This window comes from Nonomuraea composti (assembly GCF_012034275.1).
Taxonomy (GTDB): Bacteria; Actinomycetota; Actinomycetes; order Streptosporangiales; family Streptosporangiaceae; genus Nonomuraea; species Nonomuraea composti.
In genome coordinates this window covers 88,285-112,624 of record NZ_JAATEP010000011.1, presented here as the reverse complement: position 1 = coordinate 112,624, position 24,340 = coordinate 88,285, and the positions used below count along the sequence as shown (strand labels likewise).

Sequence of the window (24,340 nt, the reverse complement as noted above, 5' to 3'; positions counted from 1 at the left end):
GGGAGCGTGCCCGGGCCCCTCAGGCGGGGGTCGTGGACTACTTGGGCAGCTTGGCCAGCAGGTCGTTGGTCTCGGCGACGATCTGCGTGCCACCGCCGTCGTGCCAGCGCTGGATCTCCGCCTTCAGCCCCGCCTCGTCGATCGCGCCGGACAGGAACTTGATCCGGGCGTCCGGGATGATCTTCGAGATCTGCGGGCCCTTCTCGATCTGGCTGGGCGCCACCACGGGCAGCGCCTCGTTGTGCACGGCCGTCTTCAGGTCCTCCTCGACCAGCTCCTTCTGCTTGGCGAGGATGTCCCGGTACGGCTGCCCGGACGGCACGCGCTGGTAGGCGATGCCGCCGATGTCCATCGTGCCCTTGGTGCTGAGCTGGGTGAACGCGTCGTCCACGTTGTCCTGGACGGTCTTGACGGCGGGGTCGTCCTCGTTGATCAGCGCGGCGGTGTCGCCGTTCTCGACCTTGAAGTTGCGGCCCTCGATGCCGTTCTGCAGCAGGACCTGGCCCTCCTTGGTGGCCAGCTTGTCCAGCGTCTTCAGCACGTTGTCCAGCTCTGCCTCGGTGCGCACGCTCTGCTTGGAGATGGCCAGGGAGTCGGCGTAGCCGGTGAACGCGTAGGAGAACTTCTTGCCGTCGGAGCGGGCGAGGTTGCCGACCAGGGCCACCTTGTCGCCGTAGTTCTTGTCGCCCTCCTCCCTGAACAGGTCGAGGAGCTGCCGCGAGCGGATGTTGACGTCGATGATCATGCCGCCCTTGCCCTGGTGGAACGGCTCGTTCCACTTGGCCGAGTCGAGCGTGGCGTAGTCGGGGTTGACCAGGCCCTCGTCGATCATCTTCTTCAGCCACTTGTTGGCCTCGATGAACTCCGGCGTGTCGAATCCGGGCACGACCTTGCCGTCACGCGCGCCCCAACCGTTGGGGGCGCCGAACCACGTCTCGATCACGTCGTACGGACTGGCGCTGGCGTAGTCACCGGGCCACTTCGGGATGATGAGGCCGTAGGTGTCCTTCTTGCCGTTGCCGTCCGGGTCCTTCTCCGTGAACGCCTTGGCGATCTCGTAGAAGTCGTCGATCGTCTTCGGCTCCTCCAGGCCGACCTTCTCCAGCCAGTCCTTGCGGATGACGATCGCCGAGCGCAGCAGGGGCCGCATGCGGTACAGGCCGTAGATCTTGCCGTTGACGGAGGCGTTGAGCGCCGTGCGCGCGTCCGCCGGCTTGAGGTTCGGGTACTTGTCCAGCTTGTCGGTCAGGTCCCAGAACGCCCCGGCCTGCGCGGCCTTCACGAACGCCGGCATCTTCGGGTCCACGACCACGACCTGCGGGATGCTGTCCGAGGCCAGCGTGACGTTCATCTTCTCGGTGTACTCGGCGTTCGGGACCCAGGTGACCTTGATCTTCTTGCCGAGGAACTTCTCGATCGCCTGCTGCAGCTCGCCGGTCGGCTCGGGCGCCGTACCGAACAGCTTCGCCATGAACGTGATCGTGTTCGGGTCGGACTGAGCCGCGTCGCCGCCACCAGAGCAGGCCGAAGCGGTGAGAGCAGCCGTTAGCGTTAACACACCAGCGAGAAACCGCCGGCGACGGGATGCGCTCATGAGTTCCCTTTCGAAAGCAGGCGCGCCTCGTTCTCCTGGAAGAAGCGCTGGCAGAGCCACGTGTTGAGGTAGATCCACGCGCCGAAGCTGAACAGCGGCGCCAGGAGAGGCAGCGCCGTGGTGGCGTAGGCGATGGCGGAGAGCGCTAGCAGCAGGATCACGGTCGAGGCCGGACGCAGCAGCGCTAGCTGCGCCGCCTTGGGCCAGTAGGCCCAGGGCGGCAGGTCGTAGTGCGCGTAGAGCGGCCCTACGTGAGCCCCCACCCCCGCCAGCAGGATGAGCGCCACGAAGCTCGCGATCCGCGGCACCCCGTAGCCAGGCCCCAGGGCGGAGAAGTAGAGGTAGTTGCCGACCAGCACGATGGCGACGAGCACCGCCGGCAGGACCAGCAACGAGGCCCGGACGAACTCCCGTCGGTAGACGGTCCAGAATTCGCGCCAAACCTGAAACGTTTCATTCCGGGCATGCCTCCGAGCCAGGGTGTAGGCGGCCACGGTAGCGGGCCCGAGCCCGAGAATCACGCCTCCCGCGAGGGTGAACACGAGCCAGACCAGGTTCAGGCGAACCGCCCAGATGACCTCTGAGCAGGCAGCTTGAATCCTGAACGACATGGCGGGATGGTTCATCCGGCACCACCTTCTCGTGGCATGTGCACGGATACGGGGGTGGAGTATTGCACCGTGGTTCCTGCCCAGTTACAAGCGAGTGAACGGCGGTTGGTGCGAAATTAGTGTTGAATCGACTCAAAGTCAATGACGAGATACCCGCAGATTTGCGTACTCTCCGATCAGCGGAGCCATCTGCCGGAACCCGATCTTGCCTCCTGCCAGGGCAGGACCGCCGATCACCCCCTCATCCCGCCAGCGGAACGAGACCAAATCGTTGATTGAGAACGTCACCACGCCCCCCTTGACGTCGATCCGCATCGCGTAGGGCCCGTCGGCGTCCATCACCCCAGGCAACGGATCCGGCCCCTGCGCCACCAGGTGGAAGCCGTGACTCTTGCGCAGGTTGCACGTGTGCAGGGCCCGCTCCTGGGGCCACATGCGGCGAAAATAGGAGACGTGGTAGGCGTCGATGTCGCCGTGGTGATACTGCTCGTAGGGGCCGCTACGCGGGGCCAGGGCAGGATCGAACAGGTCCTCCCCCGATCGTCCCCGCGCATGGAAGAACATGATCGCCAGCCCCGGCTCCCTGAGCGGCCAGAAGTCCCACTCCACCCGCACGTCCTCCGGAAAGTCCTCCGGACACCAGAGCACGACGTTGGCCGCCTGCCCATCGGACGGAGGCCGCAGACTCTCCAACCTGAGCCTGCCCTGCGGGAACGACATCACCCCATCCCCTTCCATCCGGAAGGCGGCCAGGTCTTGGGAGGTGGCGAGGGGGTTGGTGTAGAGGGTGTCCATAGAGGCCCTTCTCGAGCGGTCGGGAGCGGTACGGAATGCTTGATGTGCTGGTGGCAAGGCGTGAGCGCCACGTGCATCAGCGCCGCGCATGCCAGCACCGCGCACGCTGGCACGGCGAAGCCGCGCGCAAAGCGAGCATCGCGAAGGCGGGCGTCGACCTGCGGCTTCGCGCTCTGGCGCGCCGCGTCGGCGAGCAGCCGCACGGCGGGGCCCGGCGCGCTCGTACGGCGGCAAGCGCGCACATGCAAGCGCGCACAGCCGAACGCACCAAGCCGAGCGTTGCGCAGGCGAACGCGCCAAGCCGACGTGCACCGGCGAGGGTGCGGAGCCGAGCGCACACAACCCCCACCGCGCAAAAGCCACCGCACAAAACCACCCCTCGCAAAGGGGGGCAGACCAAAGAAGAAAGGCCAGGTTCAGGAGTCGCGTCGCAGCGCGCTGGATTCCCGGATCACCAGGTCAGGCTGGAAGATGACCTGCCGGTGCCGATGCTGTTCAGGCTCGGCCACCTCCTCCAGCAAGAGCTCGATGGCCGTCCGCCCCAGCAGTTCCCGAGGCTGCCGTACGGACGACAGGGGCACGGCCGCGGCGGCGGCGAAGTCGATGTCGTCGTACCCGATGATGGCGAGGTCTTCGGGCACGCGCAGCCCGTGGGAGGCCATGGCTTGTAAGAAGCCGAGCGCCATCATGTCGTTGGCGCAGAAGGCGGCGGTGGGCCGTTCGTCGGGGGGCTGGGCGGCGACGCGTTCACCGATGGCCCGGCCTTCGGCGACGGTGAGGGTGGGTGCGCTGCTGGTGAGCAGTTCGACGGCGCCGTCGGCGGCGGCGACGGCGCTGGTGACGCCGGCGTGCCGGTCGGCGACTTGTTTGATGGACATGGGCCCGCCGACGAACATGATGCGCCGGTGGCCGCGTTCGATGAGGTGGGCGCCGGCGATCTGGCCGCCGAGCCGGTCGTCGACGGCGACGGAGCACTGCAGGCCGGTGGCGGGGCTGTCGACGAGCACGACGGGGGTGCCGCGGGCGATGAGTTCCTCCACCCAGGGGCTTTCTGTCTCGACGGGGGTGATCAGTATGCCCATGACGCGCTGCTGTTCGAGCTGGTCGAGGTGGCGGCGTTCGCGGCCGGTGTCGCCGGCGCTGTTGCAGAGCACCACCATGGAGTCGTGGTCGTCGGCGACGGATTCGGCGCCCTGGGCGACGTCCACGAAGAACGGGTTGGAGACGTCGAGCACGACGAGCCCGACGGTTCTGCTGCGGCCCACCCGCAGGTGGCGGGCCACCTCGTTGCGGACGAAGCCTAGTTTTTTGATCGCTTCGAAGACGCGTTCGCGTGTGGCGGGGGACACGATCTCCGGGCGGTTGAGTACATTGCTCACCGTCCCCACCGAGACGCGCGCCAGCTGCGCGACCTCCTTGATGTTCCTGGTCGCCATCGATCCTCACGAGGCCGTGCCGCTGAAAGTACGGAAGCCAGACTGATAGAGCGCAGGAACCCCCTGCGTACGACGAACCGCCAACTGCGGTTCACCGCGGCTCATCATAGCGGCAATCAAGATTGTTTTGAATCGTCTCAAAGACTCGGGGTGGTCACGCTCCGGCAGGTGTGGCGGCGCCGGCCTTCATGCCGTCGAGCATCAGGCGCAGGTACCGCCCCGGGTCGGCGGCCACCGGGGCCGGGAGCTTGTCGGGGTGACAGGTGAAGACGCTCAGCAAGTGGAGCAGGTCGTCCACGCCGACGTCGGGCCGCATGGAGCCTTCGGCCTGCGCGCGCCGTACGAGCTCGGTGAGCTGCGCCGTCCACCCGTTCCGGATCCGCGCGAACTCGGCCCGCTCCACGATCACCTCCTGCGGCAGCACGGCCAGCGCGGTGGACAGCGCGGCGCGGCCCGGCGCGGCGGCCCAGGAGACGAAGTCCCAGATGGCGCTCCAGGCGTCGGCGGAGGTGCGGGAGGCGGTGTCGAGCGCCTGCGCCATCGTGTGGATGTAGTGGTCGCCGACGGCGGCGATCAGCGCGTCGCGGTCGGGGAAGCGGCGGTAGAGCGTGCCGACGCCGACGCCGGCGCGCTTGGCGATGGCCTCCATGGGGGCGTTGACGCCGCGCTCGGCGACGACCTCCGCGGCCGCCGTGACGATCTTGCCGAGGTTCCGTCTGGCATCAGCGCGCACGTACGACTCCAAGTGGACGATCCAATTCCGGTTAGGATACCGTGCCAGCAACCGGAATCCGAGATTCCACTTATCGGGAGGGCCTCCATGATCGTGATCACCGGCGCCACCGGGAACATCGGCCGCGCGCTCGCCGGCCGGCTGCACGGCCACGACCCGCTCGCCGTCGTCCGCCGCCCCGCCGACGACCTCCGGAGCCGGTATGCGATCGCCGACTTCGATCGCCCCCAGACCATCGGCGACCTGCTCTCCCCCGGCGACCGCCTCTTCCTCAACAGCGGCATCTGGCCCGGATTCGTGGCCGCGCACCGCGCCGTCATCGACCTCGCCGCCAAGGCCGGGGTCGCGCAGATCGTCGCGGTGTCGGTACGCGGCGCCGCCCCCGGCCGCCGGCTCGGCCTGGGTTTGCACGGCCTGGTCGACGCCCACCTGAAGGAGTCCGGCGTCCCGTACGCGATCCTGCGGCCCAGCGGTTTCATGCAGACCCTGCCGCGCGACTTCCGCGACGGCACCATGTACGGCGCGTACGGCTCCGCCTGCGTCAACTACATCGACACCCGCGACATCGCCGACGTGGCCGCCGCCCTCCTGACCGCCCCGGTCGGGCCGGGACGGGTGTACGAGCTCACCGGCCCGCAGTCCCTGTCGCACGACGGCATCGCCGCCGAGATCGGCAAGGCCCTCGGCCGCGAGGCCCGGTACGTCAACCTGTCCGTCCCCGAGATGGCCGCCCATCTGGAGCGCCAGGGCATCCCGCAGCCGTTCGCGGGCGAGCTGGCCGCGCTCCAGGCGGAGACCGGCGACGGGAGCTGGGAGGCGACCACGACGGTGGTGGCGGAGCTGACCGGCCACACGCCCCGTTCCTGGCAGGAGTTCCTGACCGACCACCGCCACCTGTTCGCCTGAACGTGGAGACGGCTGCCTGAGCGCGGGACCGCTCCTGAGCGCGGAACGGCCGCCTGAACGCGGACCGGCTCAGCCGGAGGGGTCGATCACGCGCACGCGTACCGCTCTGAACAGCGCGGGCGTGTCACGCAGCACCGCCAGCCGCGGGTCCGGCACCACCAGGAACGGCTCCGCCTCCAGCGCCAGCAGCGGCGCCAGCCGACGATCCGGCCGCAGCGCGTCCATGGCCCGGCGGTCGCCGCCGAGCACGACCGCGTCCAGCTCCCCCAGGTACGGCGTCAGCACCCGCACCGCCGTCCCCACCGCGTCGTCGAACACCTGCGCCGCCTGGTTCCTGCGCCGCCTGGCGAAGCGCTGCTGCGACCATCCGCCCGCCGCCGTGCGCCCCTGCACCAGCCGCGACCCCACCTTGGACGCCACCAGCGCGCCACCGTGGAAGACCCCCGCCGCGTACCCGCCGAGCCGCACCAGGAACACCCCGACCCGCCGCTCGCGCCCGGCGTGCGCGACGAGCCGGGTCACGTGCGGCGGCCCGGGCGGCGTCATGGGCGGGAACGGCACGTGCAGCTCGGCCACCGCGCCATCGCCGGCCAGCAGCCGCACGACCCGCTCGTCGCCGCTCGCCGAGAACGGCCCGTGCCGCGCGGCGAACCCGTCGATCCACGGGTGCAGGCGCTCCGGCGGCACGGTGACCCACCGCCCACCGCCCCTCGCCGGACGCGCGCTCATGCCCCGCAGGCTAGCGGACGCCCGCCCGCCCCTCTCACGCGGCAACCGGAGCACCCTCGCCCGCCGCCACCCCACCCCCGTCGGAACCAAAGCGGAAATGTCGGTTAATTCTGTTTCGCGGCCCTTCTGGTGCGCCTGTGACTGGAGCACGATCTGTACGTGTCCTCCCTGCTCACGAGTCCCCTGGTGGATCTCGACACCGGGGCCGTCATCGCGCACCCCGCCATCGTGGACGCCACCGGCGTCCTGCGGGCAGCGCCGTTGCCCATGGTGCTCGAACTGCCGGTGCGGGTGGTGCTGTCGGGCGCGGGCGCTCTGGCGCCGCTGCACGAGGCGCTGAGAAGGGCGGGCAGGCATCCGCGCGAGGCGATCCTGCTGCTCACTGGACCGTGCCAGGAGCAGGACAGGCCGCTGCTCAAGGTCGGGCTCGACGGCCTGCGCACGATCGGGTACCTGCTCGGGTTCGCGGACGTGGGCGCCGGGGGCGCGGCCCTGGACCTGATCACCGACTCCTCGCCGTACCTGCTGGCCCTCGGCGCGGACGTGGTGGCGCGCATCCCCGGCGACCACCGGGCGACGGCGGTGGCGCGGGCGGTGGTGACGCTGGCGCGCGGCATCGGCGCGCACGTCATGGCGCCGGGTGTGGAGCGCGAGGCGCAGGCGGCGACGGCGCGCGGGCTGGGCGTGCGGCTCGCGCACGGCCCGCTGCTCGCGCCGGGCCCCGACGGCAAGGTACGGGTGCCGCTGCCGATCGCCGACGAGTCCCCCGGCACGGTCATGCTCGGCCCCCGCGTGCAGGAGCTGCTGCTGCCGGCCGTGACGCTGCCGGCGGAGGCGAAGGCGGAGGAGGCGGTGGCGGCGTTCGGGCACGAGCCGACGATCACCAGCGTGATCCTCGTGGACGAGTACCAGCGCCCCAAGGGCAGCCTGGACCGCAGCCGGTTCCTGCTGTCGTTCGCGGCCCGCTACGGGCACGCGCTGCACGGGTCGAAGCCGGCGCAGCGGCTGGCCGACCCGCCCCGTACGGTGCCGCGCACGACCCCGGCCATCGCCGCCATGCAGGCCGCCGGCCGGGACGCGGCCCGCGTCTACGACGACCTGGTGGTCACCGACGAGCTGAACCGCTGCCTCGGCATCGTCCGCGTCTCGGACCTGATCAGGCAGGTCGCCGCGATCAGGGGCTGAGCCGGAGCAGGCCGTCTTTACGTTGTAGATCCGTTCCGGCTCATGAACGGGCATCGGACGGGCCGGACAAGGCGGCCGAGAGGCGGGCCGTGAGCTTCGCGAGCGCGGCACGCAGTTCCGGGCCGCCCTCGACCCGGAACGGGAACGGTATGGTCGGCAGCCACTCCTGCGCGTACATCGCGGGATTGCTCGTGCTGCCGACCAGCACGCAACCGTCACCCGACGGTTCGAGCCGCCCCATGGGCGGCCGGATCCAGGGCGCCACCTCCGCCAGGGGCGCGTCGAACACGACCCGCGTGGCGTACTCCCACCCCGTGCCCAGGTTCTCCTCCAGCGCCGCCACCGGGTCGAGGCCGGCGGGCGGCCGGAAGGAGCGGGCGCCGCGCCGGACCTCGCGGACGCGGTCGATCCGGTACGTACGGGCGGCCTGCGCGCGGTGGGAGAAGCACAACAGGTACCAGCGCCCGTGGCGGACGACGACCGCCCACGGGTCCACCTCGGCCTCCCACTCGTTGCCGGACTCGCTGCGGTAGGCGACCACCACGCGCCGCCGCTCCGCGACGGCGGCCACGAGCGTGCTGGTGGTGGCGGGATCCGGGCGGGCCGACAACCGGTCGGGCGTCGCCGCGGCGTGCTCGCGCAGCACCGCCGCCTGCCGTCCGACGCTCTCGGGCAGGGCCCGGATGACCTTGTCCAGGGCGGCGGCGACGTCGGCGTCCGCCGGCCGGCCGGCGAGGACCGCCATGGCCAGGCCGAGCGCCTCGGGCTCCGTGAAGGCCACCGGCGGCAGCCGCGTCCCGCGCCCGAGCCGGTACCCGCCGTAGGGGCCGCGCACCGACTCGACGGGGATGCCCGCCTCGCGCAGGATCGCGACGTACCGGCGGGCGGCCCGCTCCGTGACGCCCAGACCGGCGGACAGCTCGCCGGCCGTCACGCCGGGGCGGGTGCGGAGGATCTCCATGGCGCGCAGGGCCCGTGCGGTGGGGCTGAGGTCGGTCGGCACATGAGCACGTTAGAGGCTCGCGGGCTGAACAGGAAGCAGAACGTCCGGAATGGGGCCTAGGGTCCGTGGCCAGGACCTCACCCGAACGTCGCGAAAGAAGAGACATCTGCTCATGGACATCCTGCTCATCCCCGGCCTGTGGCTCGACGCCTCCGCGTGGGACGACGTCGTCCCGGCGGTCGAGGCGCTCGGCCACCGCCCGGTGCCGGTCGGCCTGCCGCTGCACGCCTCGGCCACCCTCGACGACCAGGTGGCGGCCGTGCTCGCCGCCGTGGACGCGGCCTCGGGCCGGCCCATGGTGGTGGGGCACTCCGCCGCCGCCACCCTGGCCTGGCTGGCCGCCGACGCGCGCCCGGAGCGGATCGCCAGGGTCGCCTTCGTCGGCGGCTTCCCGGCCACGGACGGGCGCGCCTACGCCGACTTCTTCGAGGTGCGCGACGGCGTCATGCCGTTCCCCGGCTGGGAGCCGTTCGAGGGGCCGGACTCCGCCGACCTCGACGAGCGGGCCCGCCACGACTTCGCCGCCGCGGCGATCCCCGCCCCCGGGGGGGTGGCGCAGGGCGTGGTTCGCCTGACGGACGAGCGCCGCTTCGACGTTCCCGTCCTCGTCGTGTGTCCCGAGTTCACCCCGGCCGAGGCTCAGGAGTGGATCGCCGCCGGTGACGTGCCCGAGCTGGCGAAGGTCAAGCACCTTGACCTCGTGGACCTCGACTCGGGCCACTGGCCGATGCTCACCCGGCCGGCCGAGCTCGCCCGCCTCCTGGCCCCGTGATCCGCCACTTCCCGGCGCCGCTTCGCCCTGTCATGGTGCTCAACACTGTTCGACTCACCAGTGTTCAACCAGGAAGAAGCGATGGACCCAGCCAGAAAGACCGTGCGCTCGCCGGGGCAGGAAGCGGCAGGGCGGTCGCACGCTCAGGCCACGGCGATCGACGGTCCGGCCGTGGAGACGACGCGGGCCGCCATCGCCCGCGTCGCCGCCCGGCAGTTCCTGGAGGCCGGCTACGGGAGACCACCATGCGCGGCATCGCCGCCGGGCTCGGCATCGACCCGTCACTGGTGATCCATCACTTCACGTCGAAGGAGAACCTGCCGCTGTCGATCCCGGGGCCGACACCGACGGTCCTGGACGCGCTGGACGGGCCGCGCGAGACCCTCGGCAGGCGGATCCTGGAGGCGCTCCCGGCGAGCGCCCGCTCTGCCTCGACTTCCACTGCGGGGCGCTGCTGTTCGGAGGCGGCGAGGCGGCCCGCGCCAACACCGCCGTCACCGCGACGACGGCCGGGATGACCACGTGGGGCGTGGACTACCGCATGCCCCGCTGCACCCCTACCCCGCCGCGCTGGACGACGCCGTCGCCGAGGACCGCGAGCTGCTCGCCGAGCAGCGCCGCTTCCTCGACGAGCACGCCGGACGCTGACAGCGGGTCGTCCACGAGGACGCCGAACACCCCCAGGCGGGGTAGGAAGCAGGCATGCTGAACAGACGGGCCCTGCTCGGCGCCGGGCTGCTGGCCGGAGTGACCGGGTGCACCGCCGGATCTCCCGCGCCCCGGAGCTTCGACCCAGCCGACTGGGCGTCGGTGCGCGCCCAGTTCGCGCTCGATCCCGCGTACGCGCAGTTCGCCGCGTTCGTGCTGGCACCGGCGCCGGCGCCGGTGCGGGAGGCGATCAGGAGGCACCGCGACGCGCTGGACGCCGACCCCGAGTACACCCCGCCCGGCGGCGCCGAGCCCGACCGGCAGGTACGCGAGGCCGCCGCCCGCTACCTGGGCGCCGAGCCGGGCCAGGTCGCGCTGACCGACAGCACCACGATGGGCCTGGCGCTGCTCTACTCCGGCCTCGTCCTGCGCCCCGGCCAGGACGTGCTGACCACCGAGCACGACTTCCTGGCCACCCATGAGGGACTGCGGCTGCTGGCCGCGCGCACGGGCGCGAAGGTGCGCAGGGTCAAGCTGTACGACGACCCGGCCGCGGCCTCCGCCGATCGCATGGTGGAGGCGGTCAAGGCCGGTCTCGGCCCCCGCACCCGCGTGGTGGCGCTGACGTGGGTGCACTCCAGCACCGGGGTACGGGTGCCGGTCCGCGCCATCGCCGGCGTGCTGGCCGAGGCGAACCGGGGTCGCGCCGAGCACGACCGGGCGCTGCTGTGCGTGGACGGCGTGCACGGGTTCGGCGCGATGGGCGGCACCATGGCGGACCTGGGCTGCGACTTCCTGGCCAGCGGCACCCACAAGTGGCTGTTCGGCCCGCGCGGCACCGGCATCGTGTGGGGCCGTTCCTGGGACGCGCTGGCCCCGATCGTGCCCAGCTTCAGCCAGGCCGCCTTCGCCGCCTGGCAGGACGGCGGCTCCCCGGGCGCGACGACGGCCGAGCTGGTCACGCCGGGCGGCTACAAGGCGTTCGAGCACCGGTGGGCGATGCCGCAGGCGTTCGCGTTCATGACGGCGATCGGCGCGGGCCGGGTGCGGGCCCGCACGCAGGAGCTGGCCGGCCGCCTCAAGGCGGGCCTGGCCGAGCTCCCGCACGTCACGCTCGCCACCCCGCGCTCCCCCGACCTGTCGGCGGGGCTGGTGTGCTGCTCGGTGGCCGGCATGGAGCCGTTCGAGGCGGTGCGGCGGCTGCGGGAGCGCAAGGTGGTCGCGAGCGTGACCCCGTACCGGCCGTCGCTGCTGCGCTTCGGCACGAGCATCGTGACGGGCCCCGAGCAGGTGGATCAGGCGATCAAGGCGATGGAGGGGCTGAGGTGACGGACTGGGAGCAGCCGTACGGGCCGCTGATCGGCACCAGCGTGCGCGTGCTGACCTGGAACGTGTGGGGCGAGCACGGCCCGTACGCCGAGCGGGCCGGGCGCATCGAGAAGGTGGTGCGGGACTTGTCGCCCGACGTGGTGGCGTTACAGGAGTGGGCCGGCCGGCGGCTCGGTTACGAGCACGTGGCGGCGCTGCCCGCCGAGGCGCCGGTCACCGTGTTGTCCCGCTGGCCGATCGTGCGGCAGGAGGACCGGCTGCTGCCGGCGGAGCGGGGCGGGGTGTTGCCCGGGCGCGCGCTGTTCTGCGAGCTGGACGGGCCGCGCGGGCCGTTGCAGGTGTTCAGCGTGATGATCGGCGCCTACCGGCTGGGCGACTCGCAGGCCCGGCAGGAGCAGGTGCGGGCGCTGGCCGCGTTCGTGGCGGAGGTGGCCTCGCGGCGGCATCCGGCGCTGGTGTGCGGCGACTTCAACGCGCCGCCCGACAGCGACGAGCTGCGCATGCTGACCGGGCGCAGCGCGGTGCCGGTGCCGGGGCTGGTCTTCTACGACGCGTGGGAGGTGGCGGGCGGCGGCGGGCCCGGCCACACGTGGAGCAACGCCAACCCGTGGGCGCGGCCGGGCCTGTATCCGGACCGGCGCTTCGACTACGTGCTCAGCGCCTGGCCGAGAGCGGGCGGCGCGGGGCATCCGGTGCGCTGCGAGGTGGTGGGCGACGGCCCCGAGCCCGGCTCCGACCACTACGGCGTGCTGGCCGAGCTGCGCTACTGAGCTGCGCCCTGGCACGGTGCGCGATACCGGGTTGCCGAGCTACACCCAGCCCTGCGCCTTCGCGCGGCGCACCGCCTCGATGCGGTTGCGGGCGTGCGTCTTCTGGATGGCCGAGGACAGGTAGTTGCGGACCGTGCCCTCCGACAGGTGCAGCGCCGCCGCGATGTCGCCGATCGTGGCGCCGTCGGCCGCGGCGGCCAGCACGTCGCGTTCGCGGCCCGACAGCGGGTTGGGGCCCGCGCTCAGCGCCGCCGCGGCCAGGGTCGGGTCGATGACCCGCTCCCCCGCGTGCACCCGCCGGATGGCCGCCGCCAGCTCTCTCGCCGGGCTGTCCTTGACGAGGAACGCCACCGCCCCCGCCTCCATCGCCGTGCGCAGGTAGCCGGGCCGGCCGAACGTCGTCAGGATCATCACCCGGCACCGCGGCACCCGGGCGGTGATGCTCGCGCAGGCGGCGAGCCCGTCGGTGCCGGGCATCTCGATGTCGAGCAGCGCCACGTCGGGGCGGGTCGCGGTCGCCACGGTGAGCGCCTCGTCGCCGTTCGCGGCCTCGCCGACGACCTCGATGTCGGGTTCGAGGCCCAGCAGGGAGGCCAGCGCGCCGCGGACCATGCCCTGGTCCTCCGCCAGGATGACCCTGATCACGCGGGCACCCGCACGCTCAGCCGGTGGCCGCCGGTGGTGGGGCCGGCCGTGACCGTGCCGCCCGCGCCCGTCACCCGCTCGGTGAGCCCGCGCAGCCCGCTGCCCTGCTCGTACGGCCCCGCGCCGCCGCTCCCGTCGTCCACGATCTCAAGGATGGCGGTGCCGTCCTCGTACGTCATCCTGATCTCGCACCGCGTGGCGCGCGCGTGGCGGACGACGTTGGTGGTGCCCTCGCGCACGCCCCAGCCGAGCAGGCCGTCGAGCGGCTCGGGCAGCGGCGTGCCGGCCAGCCGCACCTCGGCGTGCACGCCGGCGGCCCGCAGCACCGCCCTGGCGTTGTCGAGCTCCTCCTCCAGGCTGCGCCGCCGGTAGCCGGTGACGGCCTCGCGCACCTCGACCAGGGCCTTCCTGGCGACGGTCTCGATGTCGCCGATCTCCTTGCGCAGCTGCGGCGACTGCTCGGCCAGCCGCCCGGCCAGCTCGCTCTTGAGCACGATCAGCGACAGGCTGTGGCCGAGCAGGTCGTGCAGGTCGCGGGCGATGCGCAGCCGCTCTTCCGTGGCCGCCAGCCGGGCCACCTCGTCTTGCGCCAGGCGCAGCCGGATGCTCATCGCCCTGCCGTTGCGGATGCTGATGAACAGCACGCCGAGCGTCACGACCTGCAGCGCCAGCACGATGAGGCCGGCGGCGTCGTTGCCGTGGGCCACGCCGGCGGCGATGACGACGATCAGGGTGAGGACGATGGCCCACAGCGCCCCCAGGGCAGGGAGCGTGAACCCGTACAGCACGACGGTGTAGACCGGCAGCGACAGCCAGGCGCCGCCGAACACCGCCGCGGCGGCCACCCCTAGCGCGGTGGTGAGCGCGAGCAGCGGGTAGGTCCGGCTGCTGTGCTCGGTCATGCTCTTGGGGCTGAGCACCGTGGCCAGGAAGGAGGCGATGTACGCGGCCAGCGTCGCCCCCGCCCAGACGGCCCGGGCCCCGGTGATCTCGCCGGTCACGATCTCCGCGACGGGGAAGACCAGGTAGACCAGCCCGACCGAGATGCCGGCCAGCCGCCGCCGGGGAGAGCCGGTCTCGTTGAAGCTGATCCGGTCGGCGAAGCTCATACCCGTACGGTAGCCCGCCGGTACAGCACCGCCGCCGCCCCGCCCAGCACGACCGCCCAGGCGAGCACGACGAGCACGTCCGGCATGGCCGGGCCGTGGCCGCCCGCCAGGCTCCAGCCGATGCTCGCGTAGTGGTAGGACGGGGTCAGCTCGGCGACGGCCTTCATGCCGGAGCCGAACAGCTCGGGCGGGAACCACAGGCCGCCCGCGATGGTGAGGGCGAACATGCAGATCATCGCGGCCGGCTGGGCGGCCTCGGCGGACAGCGCCGAGCCGAGCGCGAGCCCGAGCGCGACGAACGGCACGACGCCCAGCCACAGGGCCACCAGGAGCTCCGCCCACCGCTCCGGCGGCAGCGACACGCCCTGCTGCACGATCGCGACCAGGCCCACCAGCAGCAGCGAGGGCAGCACGAGCGCCATCGAGCTGCCGAGCTTGGCGGCGACGACGGCCCACGAGGGCAGCGGGGTGATCTGGATCTGGCGCAGCCAGCCGGTCTGCCGCTCGGTGGCCAGCGGCACGGCCGAGCTCATCATGGACGCGGCCAGCGCGCCGTAGGCGGCCATCGACACCATGAGCACGACGTTGTAGCCGACGCCGGACCCGTCGCTCCGGCTGCCGTAGATGTTGGCGTTGATGAGGTAGAGCAGGACGGGGAAGGCGACGACGAAGATGAGGTAGCGCCGGTTGCGCAGCGTGCGCAGGGCCTCGGCCCTGGCGAAGGTGAGCAGCATCAGGACTCCCGGGTCAGCCGCAGGAAGGCGGCCTCGAGGTCGGCGGAGGAAAGGCGCAGGCCGCGCACGTCGAGCGTGGTGCCGCGGTAGAGGCCGGCGAGGGTGGCGTCGGCGTCGGTGGTGTGCAGGACGGCGGCGCCGTCGGTGATCTCCACGGCGGTGACGCCGGGCAGCCGGTCGAGCCCGGCGGCGGGCTGGGCGCCGAGGGAGAAGCTGACGGTCTGGCCGCCCGCGTCGGCCTTGATCTGCTCGGCGCTGCCGTCGGCGGCCAGCCGGCCCCTGGCGATGACGATCACCCGGTCGGAGTGCTCGTCGGCCTCCTCCAGGTAGTGGGTGGCGAACAGGACGGTCCGGCCGCCGGCCGCGTAGTCGTGCATGGCGGCCCAGAAGCGCAGCCTGGACTCGACGTCCATGGCGGCGGTCGGCTCGTCGAGCAGCAGGACGCGCGGGGCGCCGGCGACGGCGAGGGCGAACCTGACCCGCTGGGCCTGCCCGCCGGACAGCCTGCTCGCCCGCCGGCCGGCGATGGCGGTCAGGTCGGCCATGGCGAGGATGTCGTCGAGGGCGAGGGGGCGCGGGTAGAGGCCGCGTACGAGGTCGACGGTCTCTTTGACGGTCAGCTCGGGGATGAGCGCGCCGTCCTGGAGCATGGCGCCCATCTCGCCGGCCGCGACCGCCTGCGCCGGGGCCCGCCCGTGGACGGTGATCGTGCCCTGGCTGGGCTTGAGCAGGCCGAGCAGCAGGTTGATGGAGGTGGATTTGCCCGCCCCGTTGGGGCCGAGCAGGGCCACGGTCGTGCCGGGCTCGATGGTGAGGGAGAGGTCGTCGACGGCGAGCACGTCCCCGTAGTGCTTGCTGACGTGGTCGAACACGATGCCGTTCATGTGCGGAACGCTACGGGCCGGCTCCGGCGCGGCGGCAGTGCGTTCCCTCCGGTCTTGGCGGTGACATTTGTCAGATGACGCGGCTCACCCGTCCGGTGTCGAGGCTGTAGCAGGCGCCGATGACGGTGGCGCTGCCGCGCAGGAGGGGGTCGGCTCGCAGGTGGGCGACGGTACGGCGGATGTGGGCGCGCACCATGGGCGCGACCCGGCCGCCGGAGGTGGCGTAGGCGGGCTCCAGGGCGGCGACGACGGCGGGCAGCTCGCCGGGCAGGGTGACCTGCCCGCGTAAGGCGCGGGCCGCCGCCGTGACGGCGCCGCAGCGCTGGTGGCCCAGGACGACGACGAGGCCGGCCCGCAGGTCCAGCGGGCCGAACTGGACGGCGGCCGTGACGAGCGGGTCGAGGGTGTGGGCGGCGGTGCGGACCACGAGCAGGTCGCCGAGGCCGACGTCGAAGACGACCTCGGGCGGCACCCGGGAGTCGATGCACGACAGCACCACCGCCCTGGGCCGCTGGCCGGCGGCGACCTGCCTGCGGCGGCGCGGGTCCTGGCGCGGGCGGAAGGACTCGCCCGCCGCCCAGCGCCGGTTGCCCTGCTCCAGTAAGAACCACGTCTGCCTGGCCGAACCACGCCAGGCGACCGCTTCGTCACGCACGGTACGGGTATGCCCGCCGGCCCGGTGGAGCACCGGTGGCCTGGCGGGCAGACCTCACAGGCGGCAGGCGTAGATGTCGGTGACCAGGATGGCCCTTGCGCCGATGTCCCAGAGCTGATCCATCACCTGCTGGTGGCCCTTGCGCCGGACCATGGCCCGCACGGCGACCCAGCCCTCGCGATGCAGCGGCGAGACCGTGGGGCCCTCCATGCCGGGCGTCAGCGCGATGGCCTCCTCGATGCGCTCGGCGCGGATGTCGTAGTCCATCATGACGAAGTCGCGGGCCTGCACGACGCCCTGGAAGCGGCGGACGAGCTGGTCGACGCCGGGGGTGTCGGGCGCGCTCTGCCGCTTGATCAGCACGGCCTCCGACTTCATGATCGGGTCGCCGAACACCTCGAGGCCGACGTTGCGCAGCGTGGTGCCGGTCTCGACGACGTCGGCCACGGCGTCGGCCACGCCGAGCCTGATGGCCGTCTCCACGGCCCCGTCGAGCTTGATCACGCGGGCGTCGACGCCCTGGTCGGACAGGTATTTGTCGAGCAGGCCCGCGTAGGAGGTGGCGATGCGCCGGCCGTCGAGGTCGTGCACCGACGACATCGTGCCGGCCGCGGCGGCCAGCCGGAAGGTGGAGGCGCCGAAGCCGAGCGGCATGATCTCCTCGACCGCCGCGCCGGAGTCGATCAGCATGTCTCTGCCGGTGATGCCCACGTCGAGGGTGCCCTCCCCGACGTAGACCGCGATGTCGCGGGGCCGCAGGAAGAACAGCTCCCAGCCGTTGGCGTCGTCGACGACGACGAGCTCCTTGCTGTCTCTGCGGGACCGGTAGCCGGCCTCCTTGAGCATCGCTTGGGCGGCCTCGCTGAGCGAGCCCTTGTTGGGTACTGCCAGACGCAGCATGTCTTCAGGTCCTTACGTGTGGTCTGCCTTCCGCTGTCTCCTGGTGGCGGGCGCCTCGCAGCGCCCTAGAGATGCTTGTAGACCTGGTCGAGGCCGATGCCCTTGGCGATCATCAGCACCTGCACGTGGTAGAGGAGCTGCGAGATCTCCTCGGCGGCCCTGTCGTCTGACTCGTACTCGGCGGCCATCCAGCTCTCGGCGGCCTCCTCGACGACCTTCTTGCCGATGGCATGGACGCCGGCGTCGAGCGCGGCCACGGTGCCCGAGCCCGCGGGCCGGGTGGTGGCCTTCTCTGACAGCTCGGCGAACAGCTCTTCGAAGGTCTTCATGGTCTCTCTCGTCGGTCGGATGACGTGCCTGTTAAGCCTAGTCTGCGTCACGGGGTGGCGCCGCCCCGCGTCCGCCACGCGAGACGGCGCACCCTCGCTTCAGGATCCCAGTGCCTTCTTCGCCCTGGCCACCCGCTCCATGGCGTGCGCGGACTCCCCGCCCTCGTGCCCGTTGTACGGATAGACCCGGATGTCCTTCTCCCCCGCGTAGTGGTTGTAGGCGGCGAACACCGTGGACGGGGGCGTGATGCCGTCCTGCAGCCCCACGGAGAACAGCGCGGGCGTGCGCGCCCGTGCGGCGAAGTTCACCCCGTCGAAGTAGGCCAGCGTCTCGAAGACCCGCTCCACCTGGTCCTTGAACGCCCGGCAGTAGGCGGCGAGCTCCGCGTACGGATGCTCCGGCGTGATCTGCGTGGCGTGCCTGATATGGCACATGAACGGCACGTCCAGCAGCGCGCACGCCAGGTCGGGCACCAGCGCCGACACCGCCAGCGCGATCGCGCCGCCCTGGCTCGCGCCGCCGACCGCGACCGGGCCGATCCCCGGATGCGCCCTGGCGGCGTCGACCGCGCGCACGGCGTCGGTGTAGAGCCGCCGGTAGTAGTACGCGTGCGGGTCGTGGATGCCGCTGGTCATGACGCCGGGCGTCTGCGGCCCCGTGCCGGGGTACGGGTCGGCGGTGTCGCCGCGCCGCCATCCGCCGGCGCCCTGGCCCCGGCTGTCCATGGCGAGCACGGCGTACCCGACGCTCGGCCACAGCAGCCAGTCGATCGGCAGTCCGCGCCCGCCGCCGTACCCCTGGTACTCGATCACGCACGGCACGGGCCCGCTCGCCTGGCGCGGCAGCAGCAGCCAGCCCTTGATCGGATGCCCGCCGAACCCGGCGAAGGTCACGTCGAACACGTCGGCCACGGTGAGGTCGGTCGGGACGGGGGTGAGCTCGAGCGCCAGGTCGTGGGCGCGGGCCTCGGCGAGCGTGCGCTGCCAGAAGGCGTCGAAGTCGGCGGGCTCGACCCGGTCGGGGAGGTATTCGCGCAGGTGCGGCAGGGGCAGGTCGACGAACATGAGGGCTCCTTACGGGGGGCGCGGTGCTCGTCCACGGTACGCGGGCCGGGGCCCCGCAGCGGGAGCGAGGGTCGCTGAACCGGGAAAGCCGACCACTCGGATGCGCTGAATCGTGCCAAAACCGCATCTCCACACCTCACAGCGGTGCCGGTCAGAACGCCGTGAAACTTACATGACTTGGAGTTGTCACTTACCCGTTTAAGTGATGAGATCCGCAGAAATGGCGGCGACAGATCGGATGGCTCTCCATGCGACGTACGACGGCGGCATGCGGCACGGTCCTGCTCGCACTCCTGGCCGCGGCCTGCGCCACGAGCGGCCAGGCCCCCACCCGGCAGGCGGACCGTGACGCCCCCGCGACCCTGTCCTTCTGGTCCACCGGCGGCGACGACGAGACCGCGATCTTCCAGAAGGCGGCCGACCTCTACCACCGCGAGCACCCCAACGTCACGATCAAGGTGCAGACCCTGTCGTGGGACGACGCGTACGCCAAGCTCCTGGCGGCGGCCACCAGCCGCAGCGGCCCCGACGTCATCTCCGGCGGCATGACCTGGACCATCCAGTTCGGCGCCAGGGGCGCCATGGTCGACCTGCGCGAGCACGGCCTCGATGCGCTCAAGGCGCAGGCGCAGCCCGCGCAGTGGGAGTCGGCGACCTCGCCCGACGGCTCGGTGTACGGCGTGCCGCTCGACATGTCCACGCTCGCCCTCTACTACCGCACCGACCTGCTGGCCAAGGCCGGGCTCGACGCCCCGCCCAAGACGTGGGACGAGCTGACCGCGGCCATCGGCAGGCTCAAGGCGGCCGGCGTCGACAAGCCCTACAGCCAGGACTGGGGCAACCTCGACTGGATCGGCTACTTCAACTACCTCTACCAGGCCGGCGGCACGTTCTACACGCCCGACTGCAAGCCCTCGCTCGACACCCCGCAGGCCGAGCGGGCGCTGACGTACTGGGTCAAGCTCTACCGCGAGCACGGCGCGCCGACGGCCAGCGTCGAGGCGTCCGACGCGCTCGACACCGGCACCGCGCTGGTGGTGGGCGGCAACTGGATCGCCAAGGGCATCGACGTCAACAAGCCGAAGCTGAAGGGCAAGTGGGCGATGACCACGCTGCCCGCCGGCCCCGCCGGGCCGACCACGTTCATCGGCGGCCGGGCGATCGGCGTGACCTCCTTCAGCGAGCACGCCGCCACGGGCACCGACTTCGTCAGGTTCATGTACAGCGACCAGGCCATCGCCGCGATCGTGGAGGAGGCCAGGAAGCGCAACCTGCCCTACATCCCGCCGCGCCCCGACAAGGTGGTGGACTCCTCGTCGTTCACGCCCGACCAGGCCAAGGTGTTCGAGCGGGCGTTCCGCACCGGCAAGGCCGCGCCCGGCTGCCCCGGCTGGGACGAGAGCGCGCCCGACGTCTCCAAGCACCTGCAGTCGGCCATCCTCGGCAAGGCGGACGTCAAGACGGCGCTGGCCGAGGCCGCCAAGGTGATGGCGCGCAACGCCGGCTGACAGGAGCCCCCACATGGCGAACCCCGCGCCGCTGCGCAGCCGGCTGCGCCGCTACGGCACCTCGTACACGATGCTGCTGCCCTTCCTGGGGCTGTTCGCGGCGTTCCTGATCTGGCCGCTGGCCAACTCGCTCTACCTGAGCTTCACCACGTTCGACGGGATCAACCCGGCCGCCTTCACCGGCCTGGACAACTTCCGCGACCTCGCGCAGGACGCCAGGTTCCGGCACGCCCTGCGCAACACCAGCGTGTACGTCGTCGCGTCCGTCCTGCTCGGCACCCTGCTGTCGCTGGGCCTCGCCCTGGCCTTCAACGGCTCCGGATGGGCGCACCGCGTCATGCGCACCGTGTTCTTCCTGCCCTCCGTCACCTCCTCCATCGCACTCATGCTCATGTGGAAGTGGGTGCTGTTCCCCAGCGACGTCGGCCTGGCCAACACCATCGTCAGCCGGCTCGGCGGCACCGCCGTCGCCTGGCTGGCCACGCCGGGGCTGACGATCCCCATCCTCGTGCTGATGTCAGTGTGGGGCGGCATGGGATACGGCATGGTGCTGTACGTCGCCGGGCTCGGCTCGATCCCCCAGGAGTACTACGAGGCCGCCGAGATCGACGGCGCCTCGGCCTGGCGGCGCTTCCGGCACATCACGCTGCCGCTGCTGCGGCCCGTCACCACGTACGTGGTCGTGACCGGGCTGATCGGCGCGTTCCAGGTGTTCGAGGCGGTCTACATCGTCTTCCGCGGCACCAACAACATCGGCGGCGTGCTCGACTCCGGGCTGATGATCGTCCCCTACCTCTACGACCAGGGGTTCACCCACTTCAAGCTCGGCTACGCCGCGGCCATCGCCTGGGTGCTCTTCCTGATCATCTTCGTGCTCAGCCTCGTCAACCTGCGCCTGGGCCGCGCGATGAAGGAGCTGTGATGGCCCGGCTCAACGGGCACCTGCTGCGGCTGCCGTTCTACCTGCTGTCGGTGACCATGGTCGTGCCGTTCTACTGGCTGCTCATCACCGTCTTCAAGCCGCCCGCCGAGCTGGCCAGGACTCCGCCGTCGTTCGTGCCGAACTCGCCCACCGTCGCCAACTTCTACGACGCCGAGTGGTCGCCCGAGCGGGTCAACCCCGGCCACCTCCAGGGCATCTTCCAGCGCTTCCAGGTGGACTTCGGGTTCTGGAGGTTCCTGTTCAACAGTCTGTTCATCACCGCCGCCATCACCGCGGGGGCGCTGCTGATCTGCTCGCTGGCCGCGTACGTGATCGCCAAGCACGACATCAAGGGCCGCCGGGCCATCTTCCTGCTGATCGTCGCCTCGATGATGGTGCCCTGGCAGACCACGCTCATCCCCAACTACGTGATCATGCGGAACCTCGGCTGGCTCGACAGCTACGCCGGCTACATCGTGCCCGCGCTGGCCAAGGCGTTCGTGCTGTTCTTCCTCGTGCAGTTCCTGCAATCGGTGCCGGACGAGCTGATCCAGGCCGCGCGGGTGGACGGCGCCGGGGAGTGGCGGATCTGGTGGCGCATCGTGCTGCCGCTGCTGCGGCCCGCGCTCGCCGCGATGTCGATCTTCATCGTGCTCGCCGAGTGGAACAACTTCCTGTGGCCGCTCATCATCGTGCAGAGCGACGAGATGGCCAACCTGCCGGTCGCGCTGGCGCGGCTCAACTCGTACTACGCGGGGCCGGACCATCAGGGGGCGATCATGGCGGGCGGGCTGCTGGCGTCGGTGCCGACGATCGTCTTCTTCCTGATCTTCCAGCGGTACTTCGTCCGCGGCATCGCCCTCAGCGGCCTCAAGGGCTGAAACGCCGCTGCCCGCCGCACCTCGGAAGGTGCGGCGGGCAGCGGGAAATGGCCGGTCAGCCCGCACACAGGCGGGCGGTGTGCGCCGGACGTCCGGTCAGCCCGCCCATCGGCGGGCAGTGTGCCGGGCGTCCGGCCGGCCCGCGCGGGGGCGGGCTGTCACCGGTGGGCGGTCAGCGCTCGAAGCGGCGGCCGGAGTTGCGGCGGTAGCCGCCGCCGGTGCCGCGCTCGTCGGGGCGGCCGGCGCCGGAGCGGTAGCCGTCGCGCGCCGGCGCCGCCGGGCGGTCGTCGGAGCGGAAGCCGCGGTCGCGGTCACGGTCGCCCGAGAACGGGCGGCCACGGTCGGAGCTGTAACGCGGGCCTCTGTCGTCCTGGCGGAAGGCGCCGTCCTGGCGGAAGGAACCCTCCTGGCGGTAGGGGCCGTCCTGGCGGAACGGGCGGTCGTCGGAGCGGAAGCCGCCGCGACCCCGTCCGCCGTCACGGCGGCGGTCGTCGCCGAACGTGCGCGGCTCCTGCGAGCGCCCGAACGGCCGCTCGCCCTCGCCGTGCCGGCGCGGCCGCCGGTCGTCGCCATTGAAGGGACGCTCGCCGCCGTTGAAGGGACGCTCGCCACCGCTGAACGGCCGGTCGCCGTCCTCGTGGCGGCGCGGGCGCCGGTCGTCACCGCCGGCGAACGGGCGGCCGCCGTCGTCGTGGCGCCGCGGGCGGCGGTCCTCGAACGGGCGGTCACCGTCGTCGTGGCGGCGCGGGCGGCGCTCGCCGTCGAAGTCGCGGCGGCCACGGCGACCGCGACGCTCGGAGACGCCGCCATCACGGCGGGGACGCAGCGGCTTGCGGACGTCCGGCTCCCACACGGGGATGGACTCGCCGCTCGGCGTGCGGGCCCCGGTCACCTCGGCGACCCGGGGGTGGCCGGGCGTGGCCTTGAGGCGGAACGGGTGGATGCCGGCGCGGCGGGTGAGCGCGTCGGTGGAGCGGCGCTCGTTGGGCAGCACCAGCGTGACGACGGTGCCCTTCTCGCCGGCGCGGGCCGTGCGGCCACCGCGGTGCAGGTAGCTCTTGTGGTCCTGCGGCGGGTCGACGTGCAGCACGAGGCTGATGTTGTCGACGTGGATGCCGCGCGCGGCGACGTCGGTGCAGACCAGCACGTTGATGGAGCCCTCGCGGAACTCCGACAGGATGCGGGTGCGCTGGTTCTGGCGCTTGCCGCCGTGCAGGCCGCCGGCCTTGACGCCGACGCGGGCGAGCTGCTTGCACAGCCGGTCGACGCCGTGCTGGGTGCGCACGAAGATGATCGTGCGGCCCTCACGGTTGGCGATCTCGGCGATCACGTCGAACTTGTCGTCGCGGGTGACCTGCATCACGTGGTGCTCCATGGTGTCGACCGGCGAGGTCGCCGGGGCCACGGAGTGCGTGATCGGGTCCTTGAGGAAGCGCTGCACCAGCTTGTCGACGTCGCCGTCGAGCGTGGCGGAGAACAGCAGCCGCTGCCCGTCGGACGGGGTCTGCGCGAGCAGGTCCGTGACGACGGGGAAGAAGCCGAGGTCGCACATGTGGTCGGCCTCGTCGAGCACGCTGACCTCGATGTCCGACAGCGAGCACTCGCCCTGCCGGATGAGGTCGCCGAGGCGGCCGGGGGTGGCGATGACGACGTCGACGCCGCGCCGCAGGGCCTCGATCTGCTTGCCCATGGACATGCCGCCGACGACGACCTTCATGCGCAGGCCGAGGCCGCGCCCGAGGGGCTCGAGGGCGTCGTGCACCTGGAGGGCGAGCTCGCGGGTGGGCACGAGGATCATCGCGCGCGGCCGGCCGGGAGCCGGCCGCACCCCGGCGATGCGCGCCATGGTGGGCAGGCCGAACGCGAGCGTCTTGCCGGAGCCGGTCTGGCCGCGGCCGAGCACGTCGTTGCCGGCGAGCACGTCGGGGATCGTCGCGCTCTGGATGGGGAACGGGCTGTCGAAGCCCAGCTTGGCCAGCCCGTTGACGAGCGGCTTGGGCAGGCCAAGCAGCTCGAACTCGGACGGGCCCGGCTCGGCGGCGGGGATCTCCGCGGCGGTCTCGGCCGCAGCGGAGGTGTCGCCGAGCGTGGGCATGACAGCGTCAAGCATGGTCACGAAAGTCGTGCCTTTCCGTCGAAGTGGCACGTCACTTCTGCGAAAGGACGAGCCAAGGTGTACGGCCCCGAGGGCCGCACG

At 71.9% G+C, this 24,340-nt stretch carries 26 protein-coding genes; 10 read left to right on the top strand and 16 right to left on the bottom strand.

Translation table 11 applies throughout. The features are described 5' to 3' along the window. Positions 1-37 precede the first annotated feature (37 nt). From HCN51_RS17730 to HCN51_RS17710, 5 genes are all read right to left on the bottom strand, one after another. Complete coding sequence (locus HCN51_RS17730) at positions 38-1,471, bottom strand: extracellular solute-binding protein (protein ID WP_206067136.1); 1,434 nt, start codon at positions 1,469-1,471, stop codon at positions 38-40. 119 nt (positions 1,472-1,590) lie between these two features. Beyond that, a complete protein-coding gene (locus HCN51_RS17725) occupies positions 1,591-2,220 on the bottom strand; it encodes a YesL family protein (protein WP_168010683.1) in 630 nt (209 codons plus the stop codon). A 123-nt stretch (positions 2,221-2,343) separates the two neighbouring features. Further along, a complete protein-coding gene (locus HCN51_RS17720; protein WP_206067135.1) occupies positions 2,344-3,000 on the bottom strand; it encodes a DUF1961 family protein in 657 nt (218 codons plus the stop codon). A 416-nt stretch (positions 3,001-3,416) separates the two neighbouring features. Next, positions 3,417-4,436, bottom strand: a complete 1,020-nt coding sequence (locus HCN51_RS17715) for a LacI family DNA-binding transcriptional regulator (protein ID WP_080037130.1) — start codon at positions 4,434-4,436, stop codon at positions 3,417-3,419. Positions 4,437-4,590: 154 nt separating this feature from the next. Beyond that, the gene (locus HCN51_RS17710; RefSeq protein WP_168010681.1) at positions 4,591-5,169 is read right to left on the bottom strand and encodes a TetR family transcriptional regulator; all 579 of its coding nucleotides are present in this window, start codon (positions 5,167-5,169) and stop codon (positions 4,591-4,593) included. Positions 5,170-5,256: 87 nt separating this feature from the next. Between HCN51_RS17710 and HCN51_RS17705 the strand changes: the two genes are divergently transcribed. Continuing rightward, positions 5,257-6,075, top strand: a complete 819-nt coding sequence (locus HCN51_RS17705; protein ID WP_168010680.1) for an NAD(P)H-binding protein — start codon at positions 5,257-5,259, stop codon at positions 6,073-6,075. A 69-nt stretch (positions 6,076-6,144) separates the two neighbouring features. Here HCN51_RS17705 and HCN51_RS17700 read toward each other — a convergent pair whose 3' ends face one another. After that, positions 6,145-6,804, bottom strand: a complete 660-nt coding sequence (locus HCN51_RS17700) for an acVLRF1 family peptidyl-tRNA hydrolase (RefSeq protein WP_168010679.1) — start codon at positions 6,802-6,804, stop codon at positions 6,145-6,147. Positions 6,805-6,963: 159 nt separating this feature from the next. Between HCN51_RS17700 and HCN51_RS17695 the strand changes: the two genes are divergently transcribed. Further along, positions 6,964-7,989, top strand: a complete 1,026-nt coding sequence (locus HCN51_RS17695) for an EAL domain-containing protein (protein WP_346433688.1) — start codon at positions 6,964-6,966, stop codon at positions 7,987-7,989. Positions 7,990-8,029: 40 nt separating this feature from the next. Here HCN51_RS17695 and HCN51_RS17690 read toward each other — a convergent pair whose 3' ends face one another. After that, positions 8,030-8,992: a WYL domain-containing protein gene (locus tag HCN51_RS17690; protein WP_168010678.1), complete on the bottom strand. Its 963-nt coding sequence runs from the start codon at positions 8,990-8,992 to the stop codon at positions 8,030-8,032. A 112-nt stretch (positions 8,993-9,104) separates the two neighbouring features. Between HCN51_RS17690 and HCN51_RS17685 the strand changes: the two genes are divergently transcribed. The 5 genes from HCN51_RS17685 (at position 9,105) to HCN51_RS17670 (ending at position 12,511) form a co-directional block, all read left to right on the top strand. Beyond that, positions 9,105-9,764, top strand: coding sequence for an alpha/beta fold hydrolase (locus HCN51_RS17685; RefSeq protein ID WP_168010677.1), 660 nt, complete (start codon positions 9,105-9,107; stop codon positions 9,762-9,764). A gap of 245 nt (positions 9,765-10,009) precedes the next feature. Continuing rightward, a complete protein-coding gene (locus HCN51_RS17680; protein ID WP_168010676.1) occupies positions 10,010-10,282 on the top strand; it encodes a helix-turn-helix transcriptional regulator in 273 nt (90 codons plus the stop codon). A 4-nt stretch (positions 10,283-10,286) separates the two neighbouring features. Then, positions 10,287-10,412 (top strand): hypothetical protein, encoded by a 126-nt coding sequence (locus HCN51_RS61365; protein ID WP_277350016.1) that lies wholly within the window; start codon positions 10,287-10,289, stop codon positions 10,410-10,412. Between the two features lie 54 nt (positions 10,413-10,466). Next, positions 10,467-11,741 (top strand): aminotransferase class V-fold PLP-dependent enzyme, encoded by a 1,275-nt coding sequence (locus HCN51_RS17675; RefSeq protein ID WP_168010675.1) that lies wholly within the window; start codon positions 10,467-10,469, stop codon positions 11,739-11,741. Beyond that, the gene (locus HCN51_RS17670; protein WP_168010674.1) at positions 11,738-12,511 is read left to right on the top strand and encodes an endonuclease/exonuclease/phosphatase family protein; all 774 of its coding nucleotides are present in this window, start codon (positions 11,738-11,740) and stop codon (positions 12,509-12,511) included. Before HCN51_RS17675 ends, HCN51_RS17670 begins: the two co-directional genes overlap by 4 nt. A gap of 39 nt (positions 12,512-12,550) precedes the next feature. Here HCN51_RS17670 and HCN51_RS17665 read toward each other — a convergent pair whose 3' ends face one another. The 8 genes from HCN51_RS17665 to HCN51_RS17630 form a co-directional block, all read right to left on the bottom strand. Further along, positions 12,551-13,156: a response regulator gene (locus HCN51_RS17665; protein WP_168010673.1), complete on the bottom strand. Its 606-nt coding sequence runs from the start codon at positions 13,154-13,156 to the stop codon at positions 12,551-12,553. Next, positions 13,153-14,265 (bottom strand): sensor histidine kinase, encoded by a 1,113-nt coding sequence (locus HCN51_RS17660; RefSeq protein ID WP_168010672.1) that lies wholly within the window; start codon positions 14,263-14,265, stop codon positions 13,153-13,155. The genes HCN51_RS17665 and HCN51_RS17660 overlap by 4 nt, the downstream gene beginning before the upstream one ends. Then, entirely contained in the window at positions 14,262-14,999 is a 738-nt protein-coding gene (locus HCN51_RS17655) for an ABC transporter permease (protein ID WP_168010671.1), read from the bottom strand. Before HCN51_RS17655 ends, HCN51_RS17660 begins: the two co-directional genes overlap by 4 nt. Beyond that, positions 14,999-15,883, bottom strand: a complete 885-nt coding sequence (locus HCN51_RS17650; RefSeq protein ID WP_168010670.1) for an ABC transporter ATP-binding protein — start codon at positions 15,881-15,883, stop codon at positions 14,999-15,001. The genes HCN51_RS17655 and HCN51_RS17650 overlap by 1 nt, the downstream gene beginning before the upstream one ends. 70 nt (positions 15,884-15,953) lie before the next feature. Beyond that, entirely contained in the window at positions 15,954-16,538 is a 585-nt protein-coding gene (locus tag HCN51_RS17645; protein WP_168010669.1) for a carbonic anhydrase, read from the bottom strand. Between the two features lie 54 nt (positions 16,539-16,592). Further along, positions 16,593-17,438, bottom strand: coding sequence for an ATP phosphoribosyltransferase (hisG, locus tag HCN51_RS17640; protein WP_168010668.1), 846 nt, complete (start codon positions 17,436-17,438; stop codon positions 16,593-16,595). A 65-nt stretch (positions 17,439-17,503) separates the two neighbouring features. Beyond that, the gene (locus HCN51_RS17635; RefSeq protein WP_080037115.1) at positions 17,504-17,767 is read right to left on the bottom strand and encodes a phosphoribosyl-ATP diphosphatase; all 264 of its coding nucleotides are present in this window, start codon (positions 17,765-17,767) and stop codon (positions 17,504-17,506) included. Between the two features lie 99 nt (positions 17,768-17,866). Next, positions 17,867-18,832, bottom strand: a complete 966-nt coding sequence (locus HCN51_RS17630) for an acetylxylan esterase (RefSeq protein WP_168010667.1) — start codon at positions 18,830-18,832, stop codon at positions 17,867-17,869. Between the two features lie 248 nt (positions 18,833-19,080). On the opposite strand from HCN51_RS17630, the gene HCN51_RS17625 reads away from it, so the two are divergent. The 3 genes from HCN51_RS17625 to HCN51_RS17615 are packed head-to-tail and all read left to right on the top strand — an operon-like array spanning position 19,081 to position 22,143. Then, positions 19,081-20,340: an extracellular solute-binding protein gene (locus tag HCN51_RS17625; protein WP_168010666.1), complete on the top strand. Its 1,260-nt coding sequence runs from the start codon at positions 19,081-19,083 to the stop codon at positions 20,338-20,340. A 13-nt stretch (positions 20,341-20,353) separates the two neighbouring features. Beyond that, on the top strand, positions 20,354-21,262 hold the full coding sequence (locus HCN51_RS17620) for a carbohydrate ABC transporter permease (protein ID WP_168010665.1): 909 nt from the start codon (positions 20,354-20,356) through the stop codon (positions 21,260-21,262). Continuing rightward, a complete protein-coding gene (locus tag HCN51_RS17615; RefSeq protein ID WP_168010664.1) occupies positions 21,262-22,143 on the top strand; it encodes a carbohydrate ABC transporter permease in 882 nt (293 codons plus the stop codon). Before HCN51_RS17620 ends, HCN51_RS17615 begins: the two co-directional genes overlap by 1 nt. A gap of 172 nt (positions 22,144-22,315) precedes the next feature. On the opposite strand, the gene HCN51_RS17610 is transcribed toward HCN51_RS17615, so the two are convergent. Next, positions 22,316-24,253, bottom strand: coding sequence for a DEAD/DEAH box helicase (locus HCN51_RS17610; RefSeq protein ID WP_240972954.1), 1,938 nt, complete (start codon positions 24,251-24,253; stop codon positions 22,316-22,318). Positions 24,254-24,340: the final 87 nt, after the last annotated feature.